Source organism: Anaerotruncus sp. AF02-27 (assembly GCF_003465835.1).
In the GTDB taxonomy this organism is placed as follows: Bacteria; Bacillota; Clostridia; order Oscillospirales; family Ruminococcaceae; genus Anaerotruncus; species Anaerotruncus rubiinfantis.
Map to the genome: position 1 here is coordinate 86,199 of NZ_QSBX01000010.1, position 24,572 is coordinate 110,770.

Sequence of the window (24,572 nt, forward strand, 5' to 3'; positions counted from 1 at the left end):
TGTTAACTTTTTATTAAGAATAGCACAGCCGGTTCCCGCTTGTCAATCGTTTCCTGTCCCAGAAGGCCGCTTTTCATCAGGTTTCCCAATTCCGGCACGGTCTTTCCCCTTCGTTTTCAGCTTCCTGCCCCGAAAAGGCGGTCAGACGATCTCGCAGCTGTCCCTTCCGCGCTTTTTCACCGCGTAAAGCGCGCCGTCGGCCTCTTTATAAAGCGCGTCAAAACTTTGCCCCACGTTGGAAAGCGCAACGCCGACGCTGACGGAAACTGGATGCCCATCCTCTCCCGGAAAGATCCCATGAATCCGTTCCAGCAGCATCTCACATTTGCTCTCCACCAGCTTCCGGCTTGTTGTGCGCCTCATGAACACCAAAAATTCATCCCCGCCCAACCGGCCGATGACGTCCTCCTTGCGGAAAACCGCCCGCAGTACGGCGGCGGTTTCCATCAGAACCTGATCCCCGGCAAAGTGGCCAAAACGGTCGTTGACCTCCTTAAAGCAGTCGATATCGATAATGAAAAGCGCGCCCTGATCGTCCTTGCGGTTTCCGGCAAGGATCTTTGTAATCAGGTCGCGGCAGGTCGCCGCGTTATAGATCCCCGTCAGGCTGTCCGACTGCGCCTGGCGCAGCAGGTATTCGCGTTCCTCGCGTTCCCGCTGGACATTCATCATCTTTCCGATTACATAATCCGGCCGGGTTTCCGCTCCGCCGATATTCTTGGTGATCAGGCGCATCCAGCGAAAATTTCCGTCCGGCAGCCTGACGCGGATATCCCGCATCCCATCTTTGCCGGAAACGATCCACTCGTAAAGCGGGATCAGGTCCTCCTCCCCCTTGGCAACCCGTTCCGCCAGCTGTTTCGCGTACTGACGCATAACCCGCGGCCTTCCGAGCTCTTTCGAGCTCTCCTCTGACAAAGTCAGGCAGTCCTTCCGGTAATCATATTCAAACAGGTGCTCGCCCGTCAGCTTGCACAGCTGCTGGTAGCGCAGGTTTTCAAAAGCCAGCGCGCGTTCGGTCCGCACACGCAGGTAAAAATACAGAGACATCGCACCGAGCAGAAGCAACGCGAACACAACCACCGCCAGAATGACAGCGCGGGGATTTGAATCTATAAAGTCCTGGAAGGTGACCGGCGTGGATTCGACCGTATTGGTATAGATGATCGACTGGATATCCGCGTCCGAAATACTGTTCACAACCTTGTTGATGATCGTCAGCAGGTTGACGTCCGCCTGTTTGCTCACACCCATGCAAATCTGTTCGGAAATGTTCGCTTCCGGGATCAGGAGCAGGTTCCGGTAGGCGGACCGATTGAAATGGTATTGGACGGCATAGCTGTCCCCATAGCTGTAATCGGCCTCCCCGCGCTCCACCGCTTCCATGCATTCCTCTATCGTGTCACGCCAGACGGTTTCGCTCCCATAGCGGTTGAATCCTGATAACTCCGGCACGAGCGCGATGCGCAGCCCGGAAAAGTCATCCACCTCCAAATCCTTATGCAGAACCATGATGATTTTGGTTTCGAGGTACGGCCGGGTCAGCGCCACACCATAATCCCGCGCCACATTGTAGTCATAAGGCATCCCCGCCACCATAACGATTTTTCCATCAGCTAGGCTCTCCCGCATGGATGCGGGGGCCCCTGCCGGTTCAAACGAGAAGGCAAGCCCCGTCCGCTGCGCGACCAGCCGGAGAAGATCGACCGAAATGCCGCAAAAATCCCCGGTCTTTTCATCCAACCGCTGTATCGGCGCGTCCGCGGTGGACACTGCCACCGGGATTGTGCCCGCTTCGGAAATATAGGCCTGTTCTTCATCCGAAAGGACCAAGATCGACCGTGTCCCTCCAAAATATTTGTCATAGAGGTTCACCGCAAAATACGGATCGGCCTCGTTGATTTTCAAGATTGCGAAATTGAGTTTGTTAACAATTTCGGAATTTCCCTTTGTGGTCGCAAAATAATATGGCTGCGGGGCAAACTTTGCAATGGTCCGAACGCCCTCCTGCCGGTTCAGGTCCACATCGAGCAGCACATCCGCGCGCCCGTCTTTCAGCGCGGCGGTCTGTTCCTCCTGTGTACCGCACCTGATCAGTTCGTATGTGATCTGGTTCATCTCACAGAACTGCTCAAGCGCCGCAATCCGGCTGTTTGCCATATCGAGCACCGCGATCCGCAGCGGATCCAACGTCCGGTAATTGCTCTCGTTAATCTTTGTATTCTCCTCCAACGCCCAGAGCACCGAATAGGCCATCCCGTAGCTGCTTCCCGGATAATCGTATTCCTGCGCCAGCGCGTCGCTGTAAACCATCGCGCCCAGCAGATCGATTTCCCCCGCCTGGAGCATGCGCAGCATCTCGGTCAGCGATTCGTCGATGCTGCCCGGTACCTGCACAAACTCATATTCCCATCCGGTATACTGGGCAATCTCCTGCAAATACTCATAGGTATAGCCGGAATAATCCCCCGCATCGTCGATTTCGGCAAGCCCCTTCTGAAGGGGGAAGCCCACCCGGATTGTCCGCGCGGACGACGCCAGCGCCTGCGGGGCACAGGAGAGACCCAAACAAAGCCCCGCAACAAACAAAATGCCGAGGGTATTCTTCAAAAGCCGCTTCAACCGGCAGGTTTTCATAATAACGCCCCTCACATCTCCCCGGCCTTGTCCCCGGGGGTTATCTCCCATTCTATCCTAATGCACCTCAAATTGCAAGGCTGCGGCTGCCTTTCACACGGCCCGGAGCGCGGCCTCTTGCCAGAACGCGCCGGATATCGTACAATAGGAAAGCACCGCACCTTCAGAACATACAGATGGAGAGAAAAGATGGAAAAGAAAAAACTTGGCCTTGTGCCGCGCCTCATTATCGGGATCCTGCTCGGCATCCTCATCGGCAGCTTTCTGCCCGCCCCGCTCGTGCGGATTGTGATCACCCTTTCAAGTCTGTTCAGCACCTTTTTGCGCTTCATCATCCCACTGATGATCCTGGCCTTCGTCGTGACCGGCATTGCCGACCTCACCCACGGCGCCGGGAAACTCCTTGGGATCACCGCCGGAATTTCCTATGCTTCCACCATCGTGGCCGGGAGTCTCGCATTCTTTGTTGCAATCAACCTGTTTCCTCATTTTGTCACGGGCGGCATCGTCGCCTCGATCGGAGACCCGGAAGCCGGGATGCTCTCCCCCTATTTCTCAATCCCTCTGGAACCGCTTTTCGATGTCACCGGCGCGATCGTGCTGGCTTTCGTTTTGGGGCTGTGCATCTCTTCGATGCGCGGACGCGAAATCGGCGACAGCGCTTACAGCCTGGCCAATGAGTTTTCAAAAATGATTGTCAAGGTGCTGAACGTGGCCATCATCCCGCTGCTGCCGCTTTACATCATGGGTACCTTCGCCAACATGACCTACAGCGGACAGACCTTCCTGATCCTCTCGGTGCTCTGGAAGGTGTTCCTCGTGGTCATCTGCCTGCACCTTTGCTATCTGCTTGCAATCTTTCTGTTCGCGGGGGCCATCGGCAAAAAGAACCCCTTTTCGATGCTGCGCCACCAGGTTTCCGGCTATCTTGCGGCCATGGGAACCCAGTCGTCCGCCGCGACCATCCCGGTCAACCTGCGCTGCGCCGAGCTAAACGGCGTTTCCGCCCAGATTCGTAACTTTGTGATCCCGCTCTGCGCGAACATCCATCTGGCAGGCAGCATGATCACCATCACCTGCTGCGTCACCAGCGTCCTGCTCATGAACGCAATGGATGTGGGGCTGCACACCATAATTCCATTCATCATGACACTCGGCATCGCGATGGTTGCCGCACCGGGCGCGCCGGGCGGCGCGATCATGTCCGCCCTGCCGTTTCTGCCGATGGTGGGGATCGCCTCGGACAGCGCGCTCGCGAGCCTGTTGATCGCGCTTTACATCACACAGGACAGCTTTGGCACCGCATGCAACGTTTCGGGAGACAATGCCATCGCCGTAGTGGTGGACGCGGTCTATCACCGCTTCATCAAACGTCCGGATCGGAACGCCTAAATCGGAATCGTAAAAAAACATCCCGCTTTGAGCGAGTGTTCATAAGGATATTTCGTAAACCGGCCTAAAATGTGGGGGTATGAGGCGGACAGTTTCGGCTGTCCGCCTTTTGCTATGCCTAAAACCGCAACCTCCAAGCTGTATCAAGACAAGGGCAACGGCATATCGGATATAAACGGCAAAATAGAAAGCGGTTGCGCCGCGTTATTGATATCGGGCAGTTGTTTTACGACAATTTATATGAAACGCTGTGTCTACAAATTGACTTTTGTCGAAATGTGCAGTAAACTAATATATTATAGGTACACGGTTTTGGCGCGTGGATTTTCGAGGTAAATATAGCGTCATTTGCTTCTGCTGAAATAGCTTTTAGATTTAGATAAAGAGTGAAGTTGATAAGGGAGCGCGGGAAAATGTTTGAATTTAAGCGATTGGAAGATGAACTGCAAAAACAGCTTTCTCTTCATGTTCCGGAATTTTACCGCATCGTGGATGTTGATACGCACAAGGTGTTTGATTATCGCCACGGACAGTTAATTGAAACGAACCAGAAATGCTATCAGGTGTGGAATATGAACGCCCCCTGTATGAACTGCACCTCCTGCCGTGCCATAAAAGAAAACAAGCCCATGATCAAGCTCTGCTTTCTGGATAAGCGTATCTTTTTGGTTCATTCCATTCCGATTGAAATCAAAAAACGCAGATATTCTATTGAACTTATACAGGATGTCAGCAATAGCTTTCTTCTGCAGGAGAATAATTTGCGGAACGCGGATGAGGTGATGTCTCTAATTTCTCTTTTTGACGAGAGAATTATGAAGGACAACTCTACGAATTTATTCAATAAACAATACCTGTTGGAAAATCTGCCCTCTATGATGGCGCATGCAAAGAGTGAAAGCAAGCCATTGTCCCTGGCTGTTTTGGATATTGACCGCTTTAAGCACGTAAATGACCGTTTTGGGCATGTATTTGGCGACGAGGTAATTTTAAAAATTGCGGACACGCTGAAAGCATTGATGAACGAAAGCATCCATTCAGTAAGAGTTGGCGGAGACGAGTTTGCGGTGATATTTGAAAACATTGATCCGTCAGCGGCCATGGCGATATGTGATAAGGCGGCCTGTTCATTGGCCTCTTTCCATTTTGAATCTCATCCGGAATACAGCATTTCGATTAGCCACGGGGTTGCGGTTCTATATAAAAATGATACAGCGGAATCCTTTTTGGACCGTGCCGACCACATGATGTACGCGATGAAAAAGAAAAAACTGTGTGAACTGTGTGATAAATAAAATTCAAAAATATAAAGCACTGTATCGGCTTAAATAAGCGGAAGTAGGGGAAAACGAATGAATGTTGAAGAATGTTACATAAAAATAGGCGGAAGCTATGCCGACGCTACCCGCCTGTTTAAGACCGATGAGCGGATTATCAAATATTTTAAGATTATGCAAAAGGATGCCAATCTGGACGCACTTTGCAAAGCCTTGGAACAAAATGATTACGAAACGGCGTTTCGTGCTGCGCATACCCTCAAAGGTCTGGCTCTGAATATGCAGTTTACCAAGTTTGCCGGCGAGGTAAGCGAGTTGACGGAACTGCTTCGTCCCCGGGAAGCAAATGCCAACATCACGCCCCTGCTTTCAAAAACAAAGCAGACCTATCAAGTCATACTGAGCTGTATTGAAACCTGCCTGAAAAGTACGGCGGCAGAGGAGGTCCTGTTGTGAATACGAAAAGTAAGATTTTAATCGTGGACGACGCGGAGCTTAACCGTTCGGTATTGGCGGATATCCTTGATGAGAAGTATGAGATCATCGAAGCGGAAAACGGCCTTGAGGCGATTGCGCAAATTGAGAGAAACAAGCGCGAGCTCTCGCTTGTGCTTTTGGATATCATGATGCCGGAAGTGGACGGCTTTGAAGTGCTGGCAATTATGAACAAAAACAAATGGCTGGAGCAAATTCCGGTGATCATCATTTCGTCGGAAACCTCTCCGGCCTATATTGAAAACGCCTATGATTTGGGGGCTATGGAATATATCAGCCGGCCCTTCGAACCCAGAACAGTGCAGCACCGCGTTTCCCATATGATCATGCTCTATTCCAAACAAAAGCATCTTGAAAATATGGTAACAGAGCAGATGCTGGAAAAGGAAAAAAGCAATCAAATTATGGTTGATGTACTCAGCCATATCGTAGAATTCCGCAACGGCGAAAGCGGTATGCACGTCCTCAACATACGTCTGGTTACCGAGTTGTTGTTAAGGCGGCTTTGCGCAGTTACAGATCGCTACCGGGATATACAGACCAAAATACCGCTTATTGCTAACGCCTCCGCGCTGCATGATATCGGTAAAATTTCCATTGATGAAAAGATATTAAATAAACCTGACAGACTGACGGCTGAAGAATATGAAACCATGAAGTTCCACAGCATAGCCGGAGCCAATATGCTGGAAAAAACACAGTATTATCCGAGGGAAGAGCTTGTAAAGATTGCCCGGGACATTTGCCGGTGGCACCATGAACGGTATGACGGCGGGGGCTACCCTGACGGCCTTGTGGGCGACGAGATCCCCATCGAAGCACAGGTCGTGGCGCTGGCTGATGTATATGACGCGCTGACTCACGAGCGTGTTTACAAGAAAGCCTACTCTCACGAACAATCCATGCAGATGATTATGGACGGGCGGTGCGGTGTTTTCAATCCGCTTCTTTTACGTTGCCTGACGGATATCGGCACGGATCTGGAAAAAGAGCTGAAGATATGTTCCCTGGGCAAAATTCCTAAAATGGAAGCGCATGATCTTGCCCAAAGCCTGCTGCAAAGCGGAAACGCTTCTAACCGGACTTTGGCTCTCTTAGAGCAGGAGCGGGTCAAGTATCAATTTTTTGCGGCCATGTCCAGAGAAATCCAATTTGAATATAGCTTCCAAACCGATATGCTGGTGCTTTCAGAGTGGGGAGCGGCGCGACTGGGCCTGCCTGAAATCACGATCTATTCCGCAGAGAAACATGCGCTTCAGAAGATGATGGAAGCGGATGATTACAGCAATTTGCGGGAACAAATTCTCTCTGCCTCTCACGGCGAACCAACTGTCATCAAAAGCTATCGCCTCAATATACGCGGTCAGCGACGGTGGCACAAAATCTTAGCCCGTCCCCTTTGGTCGGGAGAGGACTTGGATGAAATCATCGGCATCATTGGAAAATGCATCGATGTTCATGATGAGCTTACGGAAGTAAACAGTCTGAAGCAGGTAGCGTCCACCGATGAACTGACAGGACTATACCGCCGGGAGTTTGCGCGGAGAAAAATCACGGAAACACTTGCCGAGGACACAGAAGCTGAGAAAAGGTTTGCGCTGATCCTCTTTGATCTGGATCTCTTTAAAAATGCCAACGATCAATATGGACATGTGTTTGGAGATCAGGTGCTGCGCGCAGTGGCGCATCGGCTGCAGAAGGTCGTTCGGAACTCCGATGTTGTCGCCCGGGCAGGCGGTGACGAATTTATGATTTTCTTGGAATACAAAGCGGATATAGACTCCGCTGCAAAGCGTATATTCACTTCCTTGAACGGCACGTATAACGGGTTTGATACCACGATCAGCATGGGCATTGCTCTCGCGCCGACGGACGCCACGGAATATGAAAAATTGTTCCACTATGCAGATCAGGCGCTTTATACGGTGAAACATAAGGGGCGCAACGGATATTGCTTTTATGACAAGTCAATGACGAGTCCGTTCTCTGCTCTCTCCCCGATTTCCAATGATAACCATTCTTGACGAAAATCAAGCGGCGTTTTCATACGGCAAAAGCGTTTCAAGCATTTTTATTTAAACTTAGGATAAGGAGATTTTATGAGCCGCGAGGAGTTTCAATACCAACGGATTTTTCAGATATTAAAAAATAAAATTGAATCAGGATCGTTTCCAAAAGGCTCATCTTTACCTTCCTGCACCAAGCTCTGCAAGGAATATACGGTATCTGCAAAGACTATGCGGCGTGTGCTTGCCATGCTGTCCGGTGCGGGACTCATCGAAACCAGCGAGGGCAAACGCGCCGTTGTTATCGACCGGCCGGCGCCGGCTTGCCCTGTGGATCAAATGAAAGAGCCGAACCCGGTTGCCATGGCGGATATTATAAAAACAGCGGAGCTGCTCTGCTATCCATTTATTTACCGGGGCATTTCTTTATGCCGCGGAACAGACTGGTTGATTCCCAAACAGATCGTTGAACAAATGAACCCCAAACAGTCCGGCCTGTTTTGGAGAAACTCAAAGTCGTTTTGGCGCTTCTTTATCGCACGATGCGAAAACGAGCTGGCCCTGCGGATAATAGGCAGTCTTGGTTTCGCGGATTTAATAGGTCTCAACGACTCCGAGCAGATACGAACCGCTTATCTGGAAGCACTGCTGCATTTTGTGGAAGAAGCTGAGCAGGCCAGCTGTACTGAGGAAGAACTGGAAAATTTTCTCACCGAAGTTTACCATTCCTCCCCTCTTTCAAAAAAGTCGTTTGCGTGTGTCGTCCCCTCGGATTCGCCGTTCAGGACTGGGATTCAAAGCAGCGAGCAATGGCTCAAAACAGCGGAAGAACGGTACTCCAGCGTGTATCTGGACATCTTGGGGCTGATCTCCATCGGGCACTATCGACCAGGAGATCAGCTCCCCTCCCATGCCGCGCTGCAAATACAATATGGCGTCAGTGTAGTTACCACCCTGCAAGCGGTTAAGACGTTGAAGCAATGGGGCGTAGTGGAGACAATCCGTGGAAAGGGTATCTTTGTGTCACAGAATCCGCCCGCAGCGGATCAGCTCCCGATTTCTCAAAAATTGATTGCAAGCTATGTCAAACGCTATTTGGAGAACTTCGAGCTGCTTGCCCTGACAGCAGAAGGGGTGGCGCTTTACGCCGCTCAGTCTGTATCCCCGGCACAGGCGCGGGCATTGCGTCAAAGGCTGGCGGATCTGGAGAGCGCAGGACGGCGGTCCCCGTCGTTCTCCATTACGGTTTTAGAATTTCTGGTGGAGCATATTCCCTATAAAGCCATGCGGGCAGTTTATGCGACTGTTTTGGAAAATCATCGCATGGTCATCAAAATACCGGGACTTGTCGGCAGTGGGAACGCATCGCAAGTGTTGGAAATGAATCGCAGGTGTATCGGGGCGGCGGATGCGCTGGCAGGCGGAGATGCTGTGGTATTTGCAAAACGGACGGCGGAAATGTTTCAGTATGTACACCGGCAGATCATACGGCAATGTGATAAATTCAACTATTTGCACGCAGCTAAGGCTCTATATGATACTTCTCTGCTGTGGAAGTAAGACAGGAGATTATGTATGAAATTCAAATCAAAAATAAGGAAAACGGCAAAGCGGTTTTATGCCGCCTGCATAGCCTTCTTGCTCCTTATACTTTCCGCTGCTCCTGCCGCTGCCCAAACGCAGAAAGTCCTTCGTGTGCCGTTCACAGAGGTCCCGGGATTTACCATGATCGATGAGAGGGGGCACCGCTACGGCCTGATCGTGGATTATCTCAACGAGATCGCCAAATATACCGGCTGGGCCTATGAATATATTGATACCGACAGCAACGATATGACAAAGGATTTTCTGGCGGGTAAATACGACCTGATGGGCGGCACCTATTATGCGGAATCCTTAGAACAATATTTTGCGTACCCGGATTACAGCTGCGGAACCACAAAATCCGTGCTGCTGGCGCGGCAGGACGATTACAGTGTCCGCGGCTATGACACAAAGGATCTGAACGGCAAAACCATCGGCGTTGTGGGGCGCGCCGCAGAAAACATACGCCGACTTGAAGCGTTTTTGTTTCTTAATGGAATCGAATGCACGATCAAACGCTATTCTCCCGAAGAGGTTGCCGCAGGGCAAATGGATACCGATTTGTCTGCTGGTATCATTGACCTGAAATTGGGAAATACAACGGATAATACGGGCAGGTTTCGTGCAGTGGAGTATATTGACGCGCAGCCCCACTATATCGTGGTTCAGCCGGATGATCCGCAGATGCTGGAGGAACTCAACTGGGCGATGGGCAAAATCCTGTCCGGCAACCCTGATTTCTCAAACCAGCTTTACGATCAATATTTTGGGGCCTCCAATACGCACAACCTGATACTCACCAAAGAGGAAGCGGAATATATTCGGGAAAAAGGTACAGTAACCGTGGTTGTTCCCGGCTACTTCCATCCCTTTTACTGTTTTGGCACCGATGACGGCGGACACGACGGTATTGTCCCTGAACTGCTTGGCAAAATCAGCGAGCAGTACGGCCTCAAATTTTCCTATGTCTTTGCCGAAAACTATGCTGAAACTCAGCAATTTGTGACACAGCGCAAAGCCGATATGGCAGGCTTTTTCTTTGAGGACTCTCATGCGGTTATCCGAGACGATCTGGTAACATCGGCATCATACACCGCCCTGAATGATTTGGTGGTCCGTAATAAATCGGTAACCTACCCGGGAGAAAATCTGACCTGCGGTTTGCTGGAAGGACGACAGCTGCCGGATTATGTGGATGCCAGTCATGTAAAATATTATGAAACCACCTATGATCTTCTGCATGCTGTAAATACCGGAGAAATTGATTTTGCCTACGGCCTGTCTACCCGTATGGAGCAAATAATGCAGGAGCATATATTCAATAATGTTGTCCCGGTTACACTCTCCAATAATCGAATAGACGTCTGTTTTGCGCTGCCCGCACCGGCGGATTCCAACTTGCTCACCATTATCAACAAGGGCATCAACAGCCTTTCTGGAAAAGACAGGGACGCGATTCTGGATCACAATTTTATTGCAATCGGTGACGATGTCTACACGCTGGGAAAATGGATTGAAAGCCATCCTATGGAAGCCGTGCTGGTCATCAGCGCTTTTTCAATCCTGATAATCTTTGCTGTTGTTGTCATTGCCAAAGCAAGAGTCAAAGCAGCAAATATGCAAAAGGCCATTGCCAAGGCAGAAGCGGAAAATATGGCGAAAAGCGAATTCCTCTCCCGCATGAGCCATGAGATCCGAACTCCTATGAATGCCATTGTGGGGCTGTCCACCCTCATCTCCATGAAGGACAATATTCCGCAGGACATCAGAAAGAGCCTTGCGAAGCTGAATGACTCATCCCGATATCTGCTGGGGCTTATCAACGACATTCTGGATATGAGCCGCATCGACCAAGGTATGATGACAATTGCCGATGAAAACTTTTCTCTTGATCGCGTGCTGGATGAAATTTGCAGTATCATGCAGGCGCAGGCGCAGCGCAAGCAAATAAAGCTTTTATCCAAAGTGCAGGTCAAGCACACCGATTTAACAGGCGACCCGATTCGCTTAAAACAGGTGCTCATGAACCTGCTTTCCAACGCTGTAAAATTCACGCCGAAAGACGGACAGGTTTTTCTGACCGTGGAGGAAATCGAGACAACTGATACAGGGGCGGCCTATCGGTTTTGCGTTTCCGATAGCGGCGTGGGAATTTCCAAGGAGGATATTTCCCGCATCTTTGAATCCTTTGAACAGATTGGCAGCAACCGTACCCGCAGTCAGGGAACGGGGCTGGGGCTTCCGATCAGCCGAAACATTGTTGAGCTTATGGGCGGCACGCTGAAAGTAAAAAGCGAAGTCGGCTCCGGCAGCGAATTCTATTTCACCATCTCACTTCCCTTTGGCAAGCCGGTAGAAACACACGTGCAGAATGCTTCGGCCGAAACATTTGCAAACTATCGTTTTTTGCTGGCGGAGGACAACCTCCTCAACGCGGAAATCGCCACGGACCTGTTTACAGCCGAGGGAGCGCAGGTGGAACTCGCGGCAGACGGCGTCGAAGCGGTGAAAATGTTCCATAAAAGTCAGCCCGGCTATTTTGATCTGATTCTGATGGATTTACAAATGCCGAATATGGACGGATTGGAGGCCACCAGAACCATCCGCACTTCCAGCCACCCGGAAGCAAAATCAATCCCGATTATTGCATTAACGGCAAACACCTTCCAGGAGGATCGGGATATGGCAAAAGCCGTCGGTATGAACGACTTTCTTGCCAAACCCTTGGACATGGATCTTATCCATGTTGTCCTGCAAAAATGGCTGAGCAAAGAGAGGCGATGCCGTGAGTAACAAAATAAAGAAAACCTCCCTTCGCAAGCGCAAGTATGTTCTTCCACTGATGCTGCTCGCCGTCACACTGGTGGTGAGCCTTTGCGCGTTGTTTGCCTCCTCGCTGGATGAACAGCTTTACCTCCAGCGGCTGTACAGTATGGAGCAGAACGCGAAAAAAAGCTCAGAATTGGTTAATATTTCCATTAAAAGCGAATGGGAAAAACTGCGTCAGCTGGTCTATATGATACAGCGCTTCCCAGCTCTCAACTCCCGGGAGCTATTGGACAGCCTTGTGGATATAAGTCAAAACGCCGAGGATCACTCCCCATGGACCTTCAGCTGTATTGACTACGAAAGCAACAGCTACAATTGGGATGGCACCGTCACCCGCTGGCCGCTGCCCAAGATGCTGCCAGCGGAGCTTCCCGACCGGCAGATCGCCATACGGGAATCCAATACCATCGGCGCCGAGCAGATGCTCTTTCTCCATCGGCTGCCGCGACCCATCACGCTTACCGATGGGGCTGTACTGACACACGTCACCCTTACCATCGATATGCACATTATACTCCCCGAACTGGAGGTTTCATCCTTTGGGGTGGGCAATTCCACCTACATCACAAAGACGGACGGCACGCGGCTGTATCATCAGACCTCCAGCGCGGAGGTCCTGCCGTCCTATAACGTCATAACCGCACTGAAAAATGCCGAATTTTTGTATGACACCAGCTATGAGACCCTTGTGGAAGCGGTAAAGACGGAGAACTTCTTTACAGGGGAGATCACCCTTCAGAATATGCGCTATTTCGTGTCCTGCGCCCCTGTGGCGGATCGTTGGACGATGATCCTATTTGTACCGGAAGAAAATGTCAGCGGTGGCACAACGGAGCTTGTGCAGAAGCTAATTCTGGAGATGGCGGGGATTGCCTTTGCGTTGTCCGTCGTGCTGATCCTGTTTATGCGCCTGAACGCACACCGAACGCTGGAAGCACAGCAGGAAGCCCTGCGGGCGGCAGAGCAGGCCAGCCAGTCCAAAAGCGATTTCCTCTCCAATATGTCCCACGACATCCGTACGCCCCTCAACGGCATTATGGGGATGTGCCATCTTGCCATGCGGGATTACGCCGACCCGGCGGGCTATCTGAAGAAGATCGATCAAAGCTCTCATCAACTGATGCTGCTCATCAACGATATTCTGGATATGTCCAGAATCGAGCAGGGCAAGGTGGAGATCCATGCAGCGCCACTGGATATTCACGCGCTACTGCGGGGATGTATCGCCAATGTCGAAGCCCTGGCCAGAGAAAAAGAGCTTGCGGTCAAGGTCGATACCGTCGGGCTGAAAGACTGCTGTGTGGAGAGCGACGAGCTGCTGCTCAATCAGGTCCTGACCAATCTGCTGGGCAACGCGGTGAAATTCACCCCGGAAAAGGGCGTCATCACCCTGCGCACCGCGCAGGAGGAGCCACGGGATGGGATTTCCCTGTATACCTTTGAGGTGCGGGACACGGGGATTGGTATGTCCCCGGAGTTTGTGACCCGCATGTTTGAGCCATTCAGCCAGGAAAACAGCGGCAGCCGCACGCAGTACAAAGGGACGGGGCTGGGGCTGTCCATTGTCAAACACCTGGTGGAAAAACTCCAAGGAGACATTCAGGTGGAGAGTACCCCTGGAAAAGGGAGCTGCTTTTCCGTGACCCTTCCGCTTGCCATCGCGCTGCCGGTTCAGGCTCCCGGGGAGATTGCAGAGTTGCCGAACCAGGGAGACGGTATGCGGGTGCTGCTGGTGGAGGACAACGAGCTCAACCTGCTGATCGCGTCGGACATCCTGGAGGAGCTTGGCGTTACCGTGGACACGGCCGCCGATGGCAGACAGGCCGTGGAGCGTTTTTCCGCCTCCCCCGAGGGGCAGTATCATCTCATATTCATGGATCTGCGTATGCCTGTGATGGATGGGCTGGCCGCCGCCCGTGCCATTCGCGGCCTGTCCCGGAGCGACGCCGGCGTGCCCATCGTAGCAATGACAGCGGACGCATTTGCAGAGGATGTGGAAAAGACCCGGGCCGCCGGTATGAACGACCATCTGGCAAAGCCGTTGGAAATAGACAGGCTAAAAGCCGTTATTTATCAATATCATCCCGAGAGAAAACGAGGAGAAAGTACATGAGGAAAACGTCGACCTTATCCCGAATTCTGGCCGTGGTGTTGACCATGGCTGTGCTGGCAGGCTTCCTTGCCGGGTGCGGCGGCGCGCCAGAAGACCATTCCCTCAGTATTCTGATCCCAAACCGGAGCATTGAACCGCTGATGGATAAGCTGACCGCCCAAGACCCGGACATCACCTTTGACGTGCAGCCCTATTTCGGCTCCGCGGTCTCTGTGCATATCCAGGAGCGGTTTGAGCGAAACGATCTGCCCGACATTATCCTGGCCACCTACGCGCCGGAGGACAGCACTCAAAAGGAAAACCTGCTGGATATCTCCGGCTACGGCTTTGTACAGAACTATAAGGCCAGCGTCCTCTCTAATCTCTCGGTGGACGGCAGCATCTATATGCTGGAGGGCCCCACCACAGCCCGGGGCATCGCCTATAACAAGACCCTCTTTGCCGAGCGGGGCTGGGCGGTCCCCACCAATCATGAGGAGTTTATCTCTCTGGTCAAAGCCATCCGTGCCGAAACCGACATGCTGCCCCTAACGCTGCCCGGATTGTATTCCGGCACCTACTTTACCCTGATGAGCGAATTGTCCCACTGCGACTTCCTGATGACGGCGGACGGCGTTACCTGGGCGCAGAAGTTCGCGCAGGGCGAGGCCTCTTCCCGGGAAGGCTTCGGCACCGGCATCACACTCCTGAAGGATTGGGTGGACGCCGGTGCGTTTGAAGCCGTACAGGCGGATATGAGCGATCAGCAAGGCGTCAAGATGCTTGTGGGCCGCGAGTGCGCCATGACGTATCTGGTGGGCGGACAGCCCTTTTTCCTGGGAAAGATCAAGGACTCCACAGACGAATTTGGGACCTTTCCCCTCTATGGCCTTGGTGGGAACAGTGAATTCTGTGCCACCAACTACGGCATTAAGATCGGTCTCAACAAGCGCTTGAACGAACCGGGAAACGAGAAAAAGCTGGAAAACGCCCTGAAGCTGCTGGAGCTGTTCTCCTCCGAGGAGGGACAGGAGCTTTTCCGCTCCAGTGAAGCGGATATTCTGCCTCTTGCCGGCACCACCGCCCATCTCCCGGAAGAATTTATCCCCCTTAACGAAGCCATGAACCGTGGTCACGCGGCGCCCTTTTTGTATCCCGGTTACGAGGATCTATTGGCCTTTACTGGTGAATACCTGCGGGAGGCTGTCACCTCCGGCAGCGATCTGGACAAAGCGTTCGAACTGATGGATTCCATCCGACAGGATACCATCAAAAATCAGTATACCAGCAACGCATTGGCCACGGTGAGCCAGGACCTGACCACAGAGCAGACCGTCAGGCTGGTGGCCAACGCCCTCTACGCCACGGGACTTGGGGACATTGCCCTGTGTACGGTGCAGCGGTATACCCCGGACATACACCTGGTTGCGGCAGCCAACGGCAAATACTATCAAGGCAACCTGGACACCACGAATATTGATATCCCCATAGGTCCCCGGTATAACGATCCCGTCTTCACCAACGACATGACCGGAGCCGAGATCAAGCAGCTCATGGAAACGGGTCTGGTAGTCACCAACGACGCGGGTATCACCGACTATCTGCCTTTTATCAGCGCAGGGCTCGACCCTGAAAAACTAAATGACGGGGAAAACTACAAGGTGGTCTTTTCGCCCAGCGACTGCGGAGAAAAATCCCCCATAGAGAAGGCCGCTGTCCCAAGCGACATCGTCTGGAAGGATTTCTGGCGTGAGTATATCATAGGGCTTGGCACCATCACGCCCGACAGTGTGAAGTAATGCTGCCGACCGGCGGGACGTTATGACGCGAAAGACAATTTTCCATATGTTATTATACATAAAAACAGCTGCCAATTAAAATTGGCAGCTGTTTTTGTTCATATAAAAAATGTGTGGGATCAAAGCATCGAAGCGGAGTCCGCGTCGAGATAGAGCTTTGCAGCCGGCTGACGGCGCAGGACGGAAGCCGGGCAGCGCTCGGAAACCTCCCCTTTCACCAGTTCAGAAATGGCGTGCGCCTTGGTTTTGGCCGGCACAATACAAAAGAGTGCCTTCGCGCGCATGAGACCCGGGATGGTGACAGTCATCGCCGTACGCGGAACCTCATCGAGCTGTGTAAAGCAACCGTCATTGACCTGCTGGTTGCGGCAGATTTCATCAAGCGCAACTGTTTTCACAAGCCGTTTATCCGCAAAGTCCGCGACCGGCGGATCGTTGAAAGCGACGTGGCCGTTCTCGCCTACGCCAAGGATGCAGATATCCATCGGATGCTCAAGCAGCACCTTTTCATAGCGGTCCGCTTCCGCCTGCGGATCAGCCGCGGACGGGTCGATATAAAACACCTCTTTAAAGGGTTTCTGTCCAAAGATCGCGCGGCGCAGGAAATTGCCGAAGCCCTGCGGCGCCTGGGGCGAAAGGCCGATGTATTCGTCCATATGGAACGCATTTACGCGCTCCCAGTCGATGTCCGCGGCTCGCTGAGCAGCGCTTCGAGCGCATCCGACTGGCTTGGCGCTGCGGCAAACATCATGTTCACCGTTTCCTTTTCCGCCAACAGCACCCGCAGCATTGCGGCGGCATCCTTCGCAGCCGCAATCCCCATCTCTTTCCGGGTTTCAAAGGCATAGCACTGCAGCCGGTCGACATTGAAATATTTTACCAGGGACATTTTTGTACCTCTTTTCTTTCAGGCGCAGCTTCTTACAGCGCGAAAAGTTTCTGTGCGGATGCGTCGTCGATGAACAGTTTCCAGTCGGGATGGGTCTTGAGGATAGTGGCAGGGACCATCGGGCTGACCGGCTGAGTCACAGTGTTGAAGATTGCTTCCGCCTTGACGCCATGCGGCGCGGCGGTCACGATGTGGCGGCAGGCCATGATCTGCTTGACGGTCATGGTGATCGCCTGCTTCGGGACATCGTCCACGGTTGCGAACCAGCCTTCGCCAACCTGCTGTTTTTTGCAGCGCTCGTCAAGGTCGACCACCTTGTAGGCCAGGTCGGTGTCAAAATCCGCCGGCGGGTCGTTAAACGCGATATGGCCGTTTTCACCAATGCCGATAACACCCACGTCAACAGGAGCGGAGCGCAGTTCCCTGGTCAGCGCTTCGATGTTGGCGGCAACGTCGCCCTCGCCATTCACAAAGTGCGCGGCCTTGACCGGCACTTTGCTGACAAAGCGCTCTTTGAGGTATTTGCGGAAGGAGGCGATATGGCTCTCCGGAAGCGCGACGTATTCGTCCAGATGGAACATCTCGACCTTTTCCCACGGCACATCCAGCTTGACGAGCGCGTCGATAGTGGCAAACTGGGAAGCGCCGGTCGAAAGGATCACGCGGGCCGAACCGTTCTTTTCGACCGCCTCGCACAGCAGCCGCGCAATTTCAGCGGCGGCGTTTGCGCCCAGGGATTCCGGGGTCGGGGATACGTTGACATTGATGTTCATAATAGTGGGACCTCCTATATGTTACGATATATTATTGACTGATGGTTCTTTTAAAAATTCGCCTTGACGCCGCCGACATAGACCGCCGAAACGTTGATATCCTCATCAAAGAGCACAAGGTCGGCATCCTTCCCGGCCTCGATCGAACCTTTCCGGCCGTCCTCACCGATAAATTTTGCCGGCAGCAGGCTGGCCATTTTTACCGCTTCCCAGATTGGGAGCCCGGCTTCGTAGACCATCACCCGGACCAGCCGGTCGGTTGTGGCGACACTGCCCGCAAAACAGGTGCGGTCGGGCATCTTGGCGATACCGCCCTCGATGATGACATCCTGGCCGCCTTTGCGCGGGCCAAGAATGGAGGGGCCTTCCGGCATGCCGGCGCCGCGCATGCTGTCGGTGCAAAGGCAGATTTCATCATGGTTTTTGCATTTGAGAATCAGACGAAGCAGTACCGGCGGCAGGTGCATCCCGTCCGCGATCAGCTCGACGGTCAGCCCGTCTATCAGGTAGCCGCTCTCCACCACGCCGAGCACGCGGAAACCGCCCTTGCGCACGATCGTGGACATGCCGGAATAGAAATGGGTCAGATGCCGGATGCCGTGGTCGAACGCCTCCTTCATCTGGTCGTAAGTGGCGGCGGTGTGGCCGGCGGCAAGCATCACGCCCATCGGCAGAAGCCGGTCGGCCATCTCAAGCGCGCCCGGCAGCTCCGGCGCGAGCGACCAACGCTTGATGCAGCCGTCCGCGCGCTCCATCACCTTCATATAATGTTCCGGCCTGGGGTTCTGAATATATTGGTCGGGCTGCGCGCCTTTCTCGACCATATCGAAATATGGACCCTCCAGGTGCAGGCCCAGCAGGTCGGGCATGTTTTCCCTGACCTTTTTTGCCTCTTTAAAATTGTCAATTGTGAGGAACAGGTCCTCATCGCTGCTGGTCATGGTAGTGGGCAGCACGCTGGTGGTGCCGTGGCGCAGATGCGCGCGCGCCGCGCCCACAATGTCCTCGGCGCTGCCGTCCATATAGTCGAAACCGCCGCCGCCGTGTGAGTGGATATCAATAAAGCCCGGTGCGAGATACCTCCCACCGCAATCTATGATTTCGCCCGCACCAATGAGCGAATTATCCATATCCCCAAAAGACAGGATCTTTCCGGCGTCCTCCTTGAGGAATCCGTTTTGGCGCACGCCGTCCGGCAGAACGAGCCGCGCGTTCACAAAGGTTTTCATAAAGGAACCGCTCCTTTCTAAATGACCACTTTAATTTTTACTATAGCCAGTTAAATTCTGCTTGTCAACTAAAAAATCCCCACGGATTTCGTTTTCACGCAGTTATGTCGGATTGCACAAATCTGTTGAGAATTTTTGTTGCTTTAGGTAATTGTTTTTCATGTAAAGGAAGTGTTAAAATTTATTTAACGATTACGTTAACGTTTACGACAGCGATTAACTTTATTTTTGAGGGGTAGTATGAACAGTGAAGTGACTCTTAAGGATATTGCGGCCGAACTGCACGTTTCGATGACAACCGTGCACCGCGCAATCCATAATAAGGACGGCATCAGTCAGTCAATGCGTCTGACCGTGCTCGAAAAAGCCAAAGAACTTGGCTATACGACCAACTATGTCGCCTCCTCCCTTAAGCGTCATACGATGAAAGTCGCAGTGGTTCTCTCTTCGGAAGAAGGCAGCGGCCGTTACTATCACCGCCAGTTTTGGAACGCGGTCCGCTCCTGCGAGGCCGAAGCAAATAGTTTAAATGTCCATGTCCTTTATTATGCTTTTGACGAGACGCCCGAGAGCCAGCTTGCTGTCCTTGATAAGGTTTTTACGGAAAACTACGGCAATCTTGACGGCCTGCTCATCATGCCCGCCGAATATGACGAACCGATGCGCCGCGCGATTGAACGCTTCACCTACAGCGGTGTTTCGGTGGTTCTGCTTGACAATGATATCCCCGGCTGCGGCAGAATCTGCTGCGTCGCGCCGCACAACACCCTCACCGGGCGGCTTGGCGGCGAACTGCTCACCTCAATGAACCTCCCGGAGGGCAAGGTGCTTGTGGCCGGCGGGTGTGAAACCAGCGCCTCACATGTACACAATCTGCGCGGCTTCCAGGCTTATCTCTCCGAACAGGGCGGCCGCCTGCAGCCGCTGGTGATCCATAAATACTACGACCTCTCGGAAACCTATCGGGAAGCCGTCGAAATCTTGAAGTCCCGCGACGATATCGTCGCTTTTTACCCTGTCACCGCACGTGAGACGATTCCACTGGCCCAGGCGATGATCGACTGCGGGCTCGCGGGCAAAATCTGCGGCATCGGAAGCGACCTTTACCCCGAAACGGCACAGTTCCTGAAGGACGGCGTCATCCGGGCCATTATCTATAAAAATGCCTACGACAAAGGGAAGCGCGGTTTCCGGCTGCTGTTTTCCCACCTGGTTAAAAAGATCAATCCGCCCGCTGAAAGCGTGGCGGTCCCAATCAGCATCATCATGAAAAACAATCTGCCCTTTTTCGCGGACCGGATCGAATAAACCGCCAAGCATTTGAAAGTCATTTTGCGGGGCACCGCGGCTCGAAATATATCAGCGATGTTTCTGCAGAAAATAAATGAGTTCAAAAAGGAGATTCAAAAATGAAAAAGATTTTGACTGCTGTTCTTGCTACCGCAATGATCGCCAGCGTGTTCGCTGGCTGCGGCGGCAGCTCCGCACCCGCGTCCTCCGCTGCACCAGCTGCCTCCACGCCCGCCGCGAGCGATTCCGCGCCCGCGAGCGAAGCCGCTCCCGCAGAAGAGACTTTCAACTTCAAGCTTGCTGAAAACCAGCCTGCCGACAACCCGATTTCCAAAGGGATGAACAAATTCGCGGAACTCGTTGCTGAAAAATCCGGCGGCACCGTGAACGTCGAAGTTTACCTCGACGCGCAGCTCGGCACCGAGAACGAAACCATCGACCAGGTCCAGGCCGGCACCCTTGATTTCGCCCGCATCAACACCTCCGCTTTGGCTTCCACCGCGGATGAAGTCGGCGTTTTCACCCTGCCTTACGTTTTCACCTCCACCGAGCAGAAATATAAAGTGCTCGACGGCGAGATCGGACAGGGCGTCAGCGACGCTCTGCAGAAATACAACATGATCGGCCTTGGCTACTGGGAGGCCGGTTCCCGCAACTTCTACACCACCAAAAAGCCGATCAAGAGCGTTGCCGATATGAAGGGCATGAAGATCCGCGTCCAGCAGAGCGACGTTGCGATCAAGATGGTCGAACTGCTCGGCGCCGCCGCCACCCCGATGGCATACGGCGAAGTTTACCAGGGCCTGCAGACCGGCGTTATTGACGGCGCCGAGAACGACTTTGTTTCCTACTACACCTCCGGTCACTATGAAGTTGCCAAATACTTCTCGCTTGACGGCCACATGGCGCCTCCGGCAATGCTGCTCATGAGCAAGACCTCTTGGGACAAGATGAGCGACGCGCAGAAAACCGCTGTTACCGAGGCTGCAAGAGAAGCCTGTGAGTGGCAGCGCCAGGCGATGCAGGATTATCAGAACGAGTCCCGCGCGAAGGTTGAGGAAGCCGGCTGCGAGATCTTCGAGGTTGACGCCAAGGAGTTCCAGGACGCTGTTTCCGAAATCTATGACATGTATCCGCAGTATGCCGACGTGATCGCGGCGATCAAAGAGGTTGCCTAATCCGGCGATTGCAGTATTCAAATTGCTCAGACCCAGATAAATCCCAAGCGGGAACCACGCGCCGTCCGGCGGCGCGTGGTTCCCTCAGATGTTACATTTAGGGGGTCCATATATGAAGAGGAGCTTTGGCACATTTCTGGAAAAACCCAAAAAATTTTTTGACAAATTTTCAACCTTTGAACGTTATATCTGCTGCTACCTGCTGATCATCCTGGTTGCGATCACCTTTGTCCAGGTTGTGATGCGCTTCCTATTCAACGCGCCGTTCAGCTGGGCGGAAGAGGTTACCCTGATGTTCCTCGTCTGGTTCGGCTATCTGTGCATGGCGGTCGATATCTACAACGATTCGCACGCGGCGTTGTATTTCCTTTATAACAAGATGCCTCCCATGATCCGCAAAGGAGCGGACCTTCTCCGGCATGGGCTGCTCTCCTGGCTGTTTGCCCTCATGATCAAATACGGCTGGCAGATCACCATGCTCAATATTGGAAAGCCTCAGCCGGCAACCCGTTTTTCGCAAGGCTGGCTGTTTGCTCCGCTGGTGGTTGGCGGTATCCTGATGGTTGTCTATTCGGTATTCAATTTCATTCAGGTGCTGGCGAAACCGCTCAGTGAATATAAAAAAGAATCCGAAAAGGAGAAAACCATCGATGACCTCAATGTGGAAAGAGGTGGTACCGTATGAGTGAGATCGCAGTCGGAACCTTCATTCTGTTCTTCACATTGATTTTCCTGATGTGCATTCGTATTCCGATCTCCTTCTGCCTGGGTATCTCCGCGCTGTTCACAGCCGTCTATCTTGATATCCCCTTCCTGAACCTGTTCCAGAAGATGTCCACCGGTATCACCAGCTTCACCTTCATGTGCGTGCCGTTCTTTATCATCATGGCACAGATCATGACCGACGGCGGTATTTCGGACAGGCTCACCAAGTTCTGCAACGTGCTTGTCGGGCGTGTGCGCGGCGGCACGGCGCTGGTCAACTGCATTGTTTCGATGTTCTTCGGCGGCATCTCCGGTTCCTCGATCGCCGACGTGTCCTCGATCGGTTCCTTCCTGATCCCGTCGATGATCAAGGAAGGTTATGATGCCGACTACAGCGTTGCTGTCACCTGCACCAGTTCGGTCGAAGGGGTTATCATCCCGCCGAGCCAGAACATGATTTTCTATATCGTTGCGGCCGGCAGCGGCCTTTCGATCAGCACCATGTTTATGTGCGGCTACATACCTGGCGTTCTCCTGACCGCGGCGCTGTGCGTCTGCTCCTATGTGATTGCGGTCAAGAAGAAATACCCGGTTTCTGAAAAGAAATCCTGGAAGGAAAACATGACCATTGTCCGGGAAGCGTTGCTTGGACTGGTCACCATTCTGATCGTTGCGGTCGGTATCGTCTGCGGCATCTTCACCGCGACTGAAGCCGGCGCGGTTGCCGCAGTCTACGCGCTGTTCGTCACTGTCTGCTTCTACCACACGATGAATTTCAAAAAGCTGATCGGCTGCCTGATGAAATCGCTCAAAACCCTGAGCACCATCATGGCGATCATCGCCACCTCCAGCGCGTTCAGCTATGTGCTTTCCTATCTGAAGGTTCCGACCCGCGTCGCAACCACGCTGACCAACATCTCCAGCAGTCCTGCGGTCGTCATGTTCCTGATGGTTCTTATGATGGCGATCCTTGGCTGCTTCATGGACATGGGCATCCTGCTCATCCTTCTGACCCCAATCCTCTATCCGGTTGCCATGTCGTTCGGCTTCAACCCCTACCATTTTGGTCTCATCATGGTTCTGACCTTGGGCCTCGGTCTTCTCACCCCGCCGGTCGGCACCTCTCTGTGGGCTGGATGCGCAATTGCAAACATCCCAATCGAGAAATCCCTCAAAGGATTCCTGCCGTTCTATTTCACCTATCTGGTTGTTCTTCTCATCATCATTGCGTTCCCGGATATCGCGCTGTTCCTGCCGCGCGTGCTTGGATACGTTGCATAATGAAAAAACAAGACCACCTGCCGATTTTCGGCAGGTGGTCTTCCCTTGTCCAAGGTTCCAGGAAAAGCGGAGATTCCTGTTCAGCCTCTTTTGTTTTCTTCATAAATGATCCGCAGGCCGTCGAGGGTAAGCGTGCGATCGATCGCTGAGAAAATCTTTCCTTCGTCGTCGACCAGCTTGGCCAGACCGCCCGTAGCGATCGCCCGGGTATCCTCTCCCAGCTCCGCTTTGATTCCATTTACAATATTGGTAACCGCCCCGATGTAGCCGTTTACAGCCCCTGATTGCAGGCTGGTGATGGTATTGCGGCCGATGATCTTCTCCGGACGGATCAATTCGACCCGAGGAAGTTTCGCGGTCTTTGAAAAAAGCGCATCCATCGAGATTTTGATACCTGGATAGATTGCACCACCAAGATATTCCCCGTTACGGCCAATGGCATCGAAGGTGGTGGCGGTTCCAAAGTCGACCACAATGAGCGGCCCGCCATATTTATGGTAGGCCGCAAGCGCCGCTACCAGACGGTCCGCACCTACATCTTTCGGGTTGTCATACCGGTTTTCAATCCGCATCTGGATATTATCCCCAACGATCAGCGGCTGTTTTTGGAAAAAATACTTCTTCATCGCATTGGTGATCGAATACATCACCTGCGGAACAACCGAAGCAATAATGATATCCACAATGTCATGCCGGTCGATCCCATTGATCGCGAAAAACTGTGTGGTAAAAAGCCCCACTTCATCCGAAGTAATCTCCCTGTTGGTTCCCAGACGAAAAGACGCAACCATCTTTCCACCGTCAAAGACGCCAAACTCCATGTTGGTATTTCCAATATCTATTGCAAGCAGCATTTTGTACCTCCGTGACAAATTCAGTACGTTTTTTTCTATTGTAAAACAGCCGTGCCGCCGCGTCAACGATAATTTTTCAACACAGGCTCCCCCGGAAAATTTGTGCAAAAGATATTGACCTTTTGGGTCGATAATGGTATACTATTTAAGCGTCCTTTTTGAATAATTGCTAGTATGGCTCAGTTGGTAGAGCAGCGCATTCGTAATGCGCAGGTCGTCGGTTCGAGTCCGACTACTAGCTCCAACCTTCCCCCCCCCCGCG

Annotated in this window: 18 protein-coding genes and 1 tRNA gene; 13 read left to right on the top strand and 6 right to left on the bottom strand. The window is 52.7% G+C overall.

The features are described from left to right. Positions 1 to 141: 141 nt before the first annotated feature. The gene (locus DWV16_RS09860; protein ID WP_158572842.1) at positions 142 to 2,637 is read right to left on the bottom strand and encodes a GGDEF domain-containing protein; all 2,496 of its coding nucleotides are present in this window, start codon (positions 2,635 to 2,637) and stop codon (positions 142 to 144) included. A 189-nt stretch (positions 2,638 to 2,826) separates the two neighbouring features. On the opposite strand from DWV16_RS09860, the gene DWV16_RS09865 reads away from it, so the two are divergent. From DWV16_RS09865 to DWV16_RS09900, 8 genes are all read left to right on the top strand, one after another. Continuing rightward, on the top strand, positions 2,827 to 4,029 hold the full coding sequence (locus tag DWV16_RS09865; RefSeq protein ID WP_066458766.1) for a dicarboxylate/amino acid:cation symporter: 1,203 nt from the start codon (positions 2,827 to 2,829) through the stop codon (positions 4,027 to 4,029). A gap of 413 nt (positions 4,030 to 4,442) precedes the next feature. Further along, complete coding sequence (locus DWV16_RS09870; RefSeq protein ID WP_118479017.1) at positions 4,443 to 5,324, top strand: GGDEF domain-containing protein; 882 nt, start codon at positions 4,443 to 4,445, stop codon at positions 5,322 to 5,324. A 57-nt stretch (positions 5,325 to 5,381) separates the two neighbouring features. Next, positions 5,382 to 5,762, top strand: a complete 381-nt coding sequence (locus tag DWV16_RS09875) for an Hpt domain-containing protein (RefSeq protein WP_066458760.1) — start codon at positions 5,382 to 5,384, stop codon at positions 5,760 to 5,762. Then, positions 5,759 to 7,825 (top strand): diguanylate cyclase, encoded by a 2,067-nt coding sequence (locus DWV16_RS09880; protein ID WP_118479019.1) that lies wholly within the window; start codon positions 5,759 to 5,761, stop codon positions 7,823 to 7,825. The genes DWV16_RS09875 and DWV16_RS09880 overlap by 4 nt, the downstream gene beginning before the upstream one ends. A gap of 75 nt (positions 7,826 to 7,900) precedes the next feature. Beyond that, complete coding sequence (locus DWV16_RS09885; protein WP_118479021.1) at positions 7,901 to 9,367, top strand: GntR family transcriptional regulator; 1,467 nt, start codon at positions 7,901 to 7,903, stop codon at positions 9,365 to 9,367. A gap of 135 nt (positions 9,368 to 9,502) precedes the next feature. Next, positions 9,503 to 12,184 carry an ATP-binding protein gene (locus DWV16_RS09890; RefSeq protein WP_243007307.1) on the top strand — a complete coding sequence of 894 codons (2,682 nt, stop codon included), beginning with the start codon at positions 9,503 to 9,505 and terminating at the stop codon, positions 12,182 to 12,184. Further along, positions 12,177 to 14,333, top strand: a complete 2,157-nt coding sequence (locus DWV16_RS09895) for an ATP-binding protein (protein ID WP_118479025.1) — start codon at positions 12,177 to 12,179, stop codon at positions 14,331 to 14,333. Before DWV16_RS09890 ends, DWV16_RS09895 begins: the two co-directional genes overlap by 8 nt. Continuing rightward, a complete protein-coding gene (locus DWV16_RS09900; RefSeq protein ID WP_118479027.1) occupies positions 14,330 to 16,111 on the top strand; it encodes an ABC transporter substrate-binding protein in 1,782 nt (593 codons plus the stop codon). Before DWV16_RS09895 ends, DWV16_RS09900 begins: the two co-directional genes overlap by 4 nt. Before the next feature lie 119 nt (positions 16,112 to 16,230). Here the strand turns inward: DWV16_RS09900 and DWV16_RS09905 are convergent, their stop codons facing one another. From DWV16_RS09905 to nagA, 4 genes are read right to left on the bottom strand one after another with little or no spacing between them, the layout of a single operon-like run. After that, a complete protein-coding gene (locus DWV16_RS09905) occupies positions 16,231 to 16,767 on the bottom strand; it encodes a 6-phosphogluconolactonase (RefSeq protein ID WP_370219034.1) in 537 nt (178 codons plus the stop codon). An 11-nt stretch (positions 16,768 to 16,778) separates the two neighbouring features. Then, positions 16,779 to 17,000, bottom strand: a complete 222-nt coding sequence (locus DWV16_RS19845; RefSeq protein ID WP_370219036.1) for a hypothetical protein — start codon at positions 16,998 to 17,000, stop codon at positions 16,779 to 16,781. A gap of 32 nt (positions 17,001 to 17,032) precedes the next feature. Continuing rightward, the gene (locus tag DWV16_RS09910) at positions 17,033 to 17,773 is read right to left on the bottom strand and encodes a glucosamine-6-phosphate deaminase (protein ID WP_066458746.1); all 741 of its coding nucleotides are present in this window, start codon (positions 17,771 to 17,773) and stop codon (positions 17,033 to 17,035) included. Positions 17,774 to 17,823: 50 nt separating this feature from the next. Next, complete coding sequence (gene nagA, locus DWV16_RS09915) at positions 17,824 to 19,002, bottom strand: N-acetylglucosamine-6-phosphate deacetylase (RefSeq protein WP_066458744.1); 1,179 nt, start codon at positions 19,000 to 19,002, stop codon at positions 17,824 to 17,826. 240 nt (positions 19,003 to 19,242) lie between these two features. Here nagA and DWV16_RS09920 point away from each other — a divergent pair, with 240 nt between their 5' ends. From DWV16_RS09920 to DWV16_RS09935, 4 genes are all read left to right on the top strand, one after another. Next, entirely contained in the window at positions 19,243 to 20,310 is a 1,068-nt protein-coding gene (locus DWV16_RS09920) for a LacI family DNA-binding transcriptional regulator (protein ID WP_066458742.1), read from the top strand. A gap of 101 nt (positions 20,311 to 20,411) precedes the next feature. Continuing rightward, positions 20,412 to 21,470 carry a TRAP transporter substrate-binding protein gene (locus DWV16_RS09925; RefSeq protein ID WP_066458740.1) on the top strand — a complete coding sequence of 353 codons (1,059 nt, stop codon included), beginning with the start codon at positions 20,412 to 20,414 and terminating at the stop codon, positions 21,468 to 21,470. A gap of 112 nt (positions 21,471 to 21,582) precedes the next feature. Further along, positions 21,583 to 22,155 (top strand): TRAP transporter small permease, encoded by a 573-nt coding sequence (locus DWV16_RS09930; RefSeq protein ID WP_118479029.1) that lies wholly within the window; start codon positions 21,583 to 21,585, stop codon positions 22,153 to 22,155. Beyond that, positions 22,152 to 23,456 (top strand): TRAP transporter large permease, encoded by a 1,305-nt coding sequence (locus DWV16_RS09935; protein WP_066458738.1) that lies wholly within the window; start codon positions 22,152 to 22,154, stop codon positions 23,454 to 23,456. The genes DWV16_RS09930 and DWV16_RS09935 overlap by 4 nt, the downstream gene beginning before the upstream one ends. Positions 23,457 to 23,536: 80 nt before the next feature. On the opposite strand, the gene DWV16_RS09940 is transcribed toward DWV16_RS09935, so the two are convergent. Then, positions 23,537 to 24,310, bottom strand: coding sequence for a type III pantothenate kinase (locus DWV16_RS09940; RefSeq protein WP_066458736.1), 774 nt, complete (start codon positions 24,308 to 24,310; stop codon positions 23,537 to 23,539). 168 nt (positions 24,311 to 24,478) lie between these two features. Here DWV16_RS09940 and DWV16_RS09945 point away from each other — a divergent pair. After that, positions 24,479 to 24,554: transfer RNA gene (locus tag DWV16_RS09945), tRNA-Thr, on the top strand. Positions 24,555 to 24,572 lie beyond the last annotated feature (18 nt).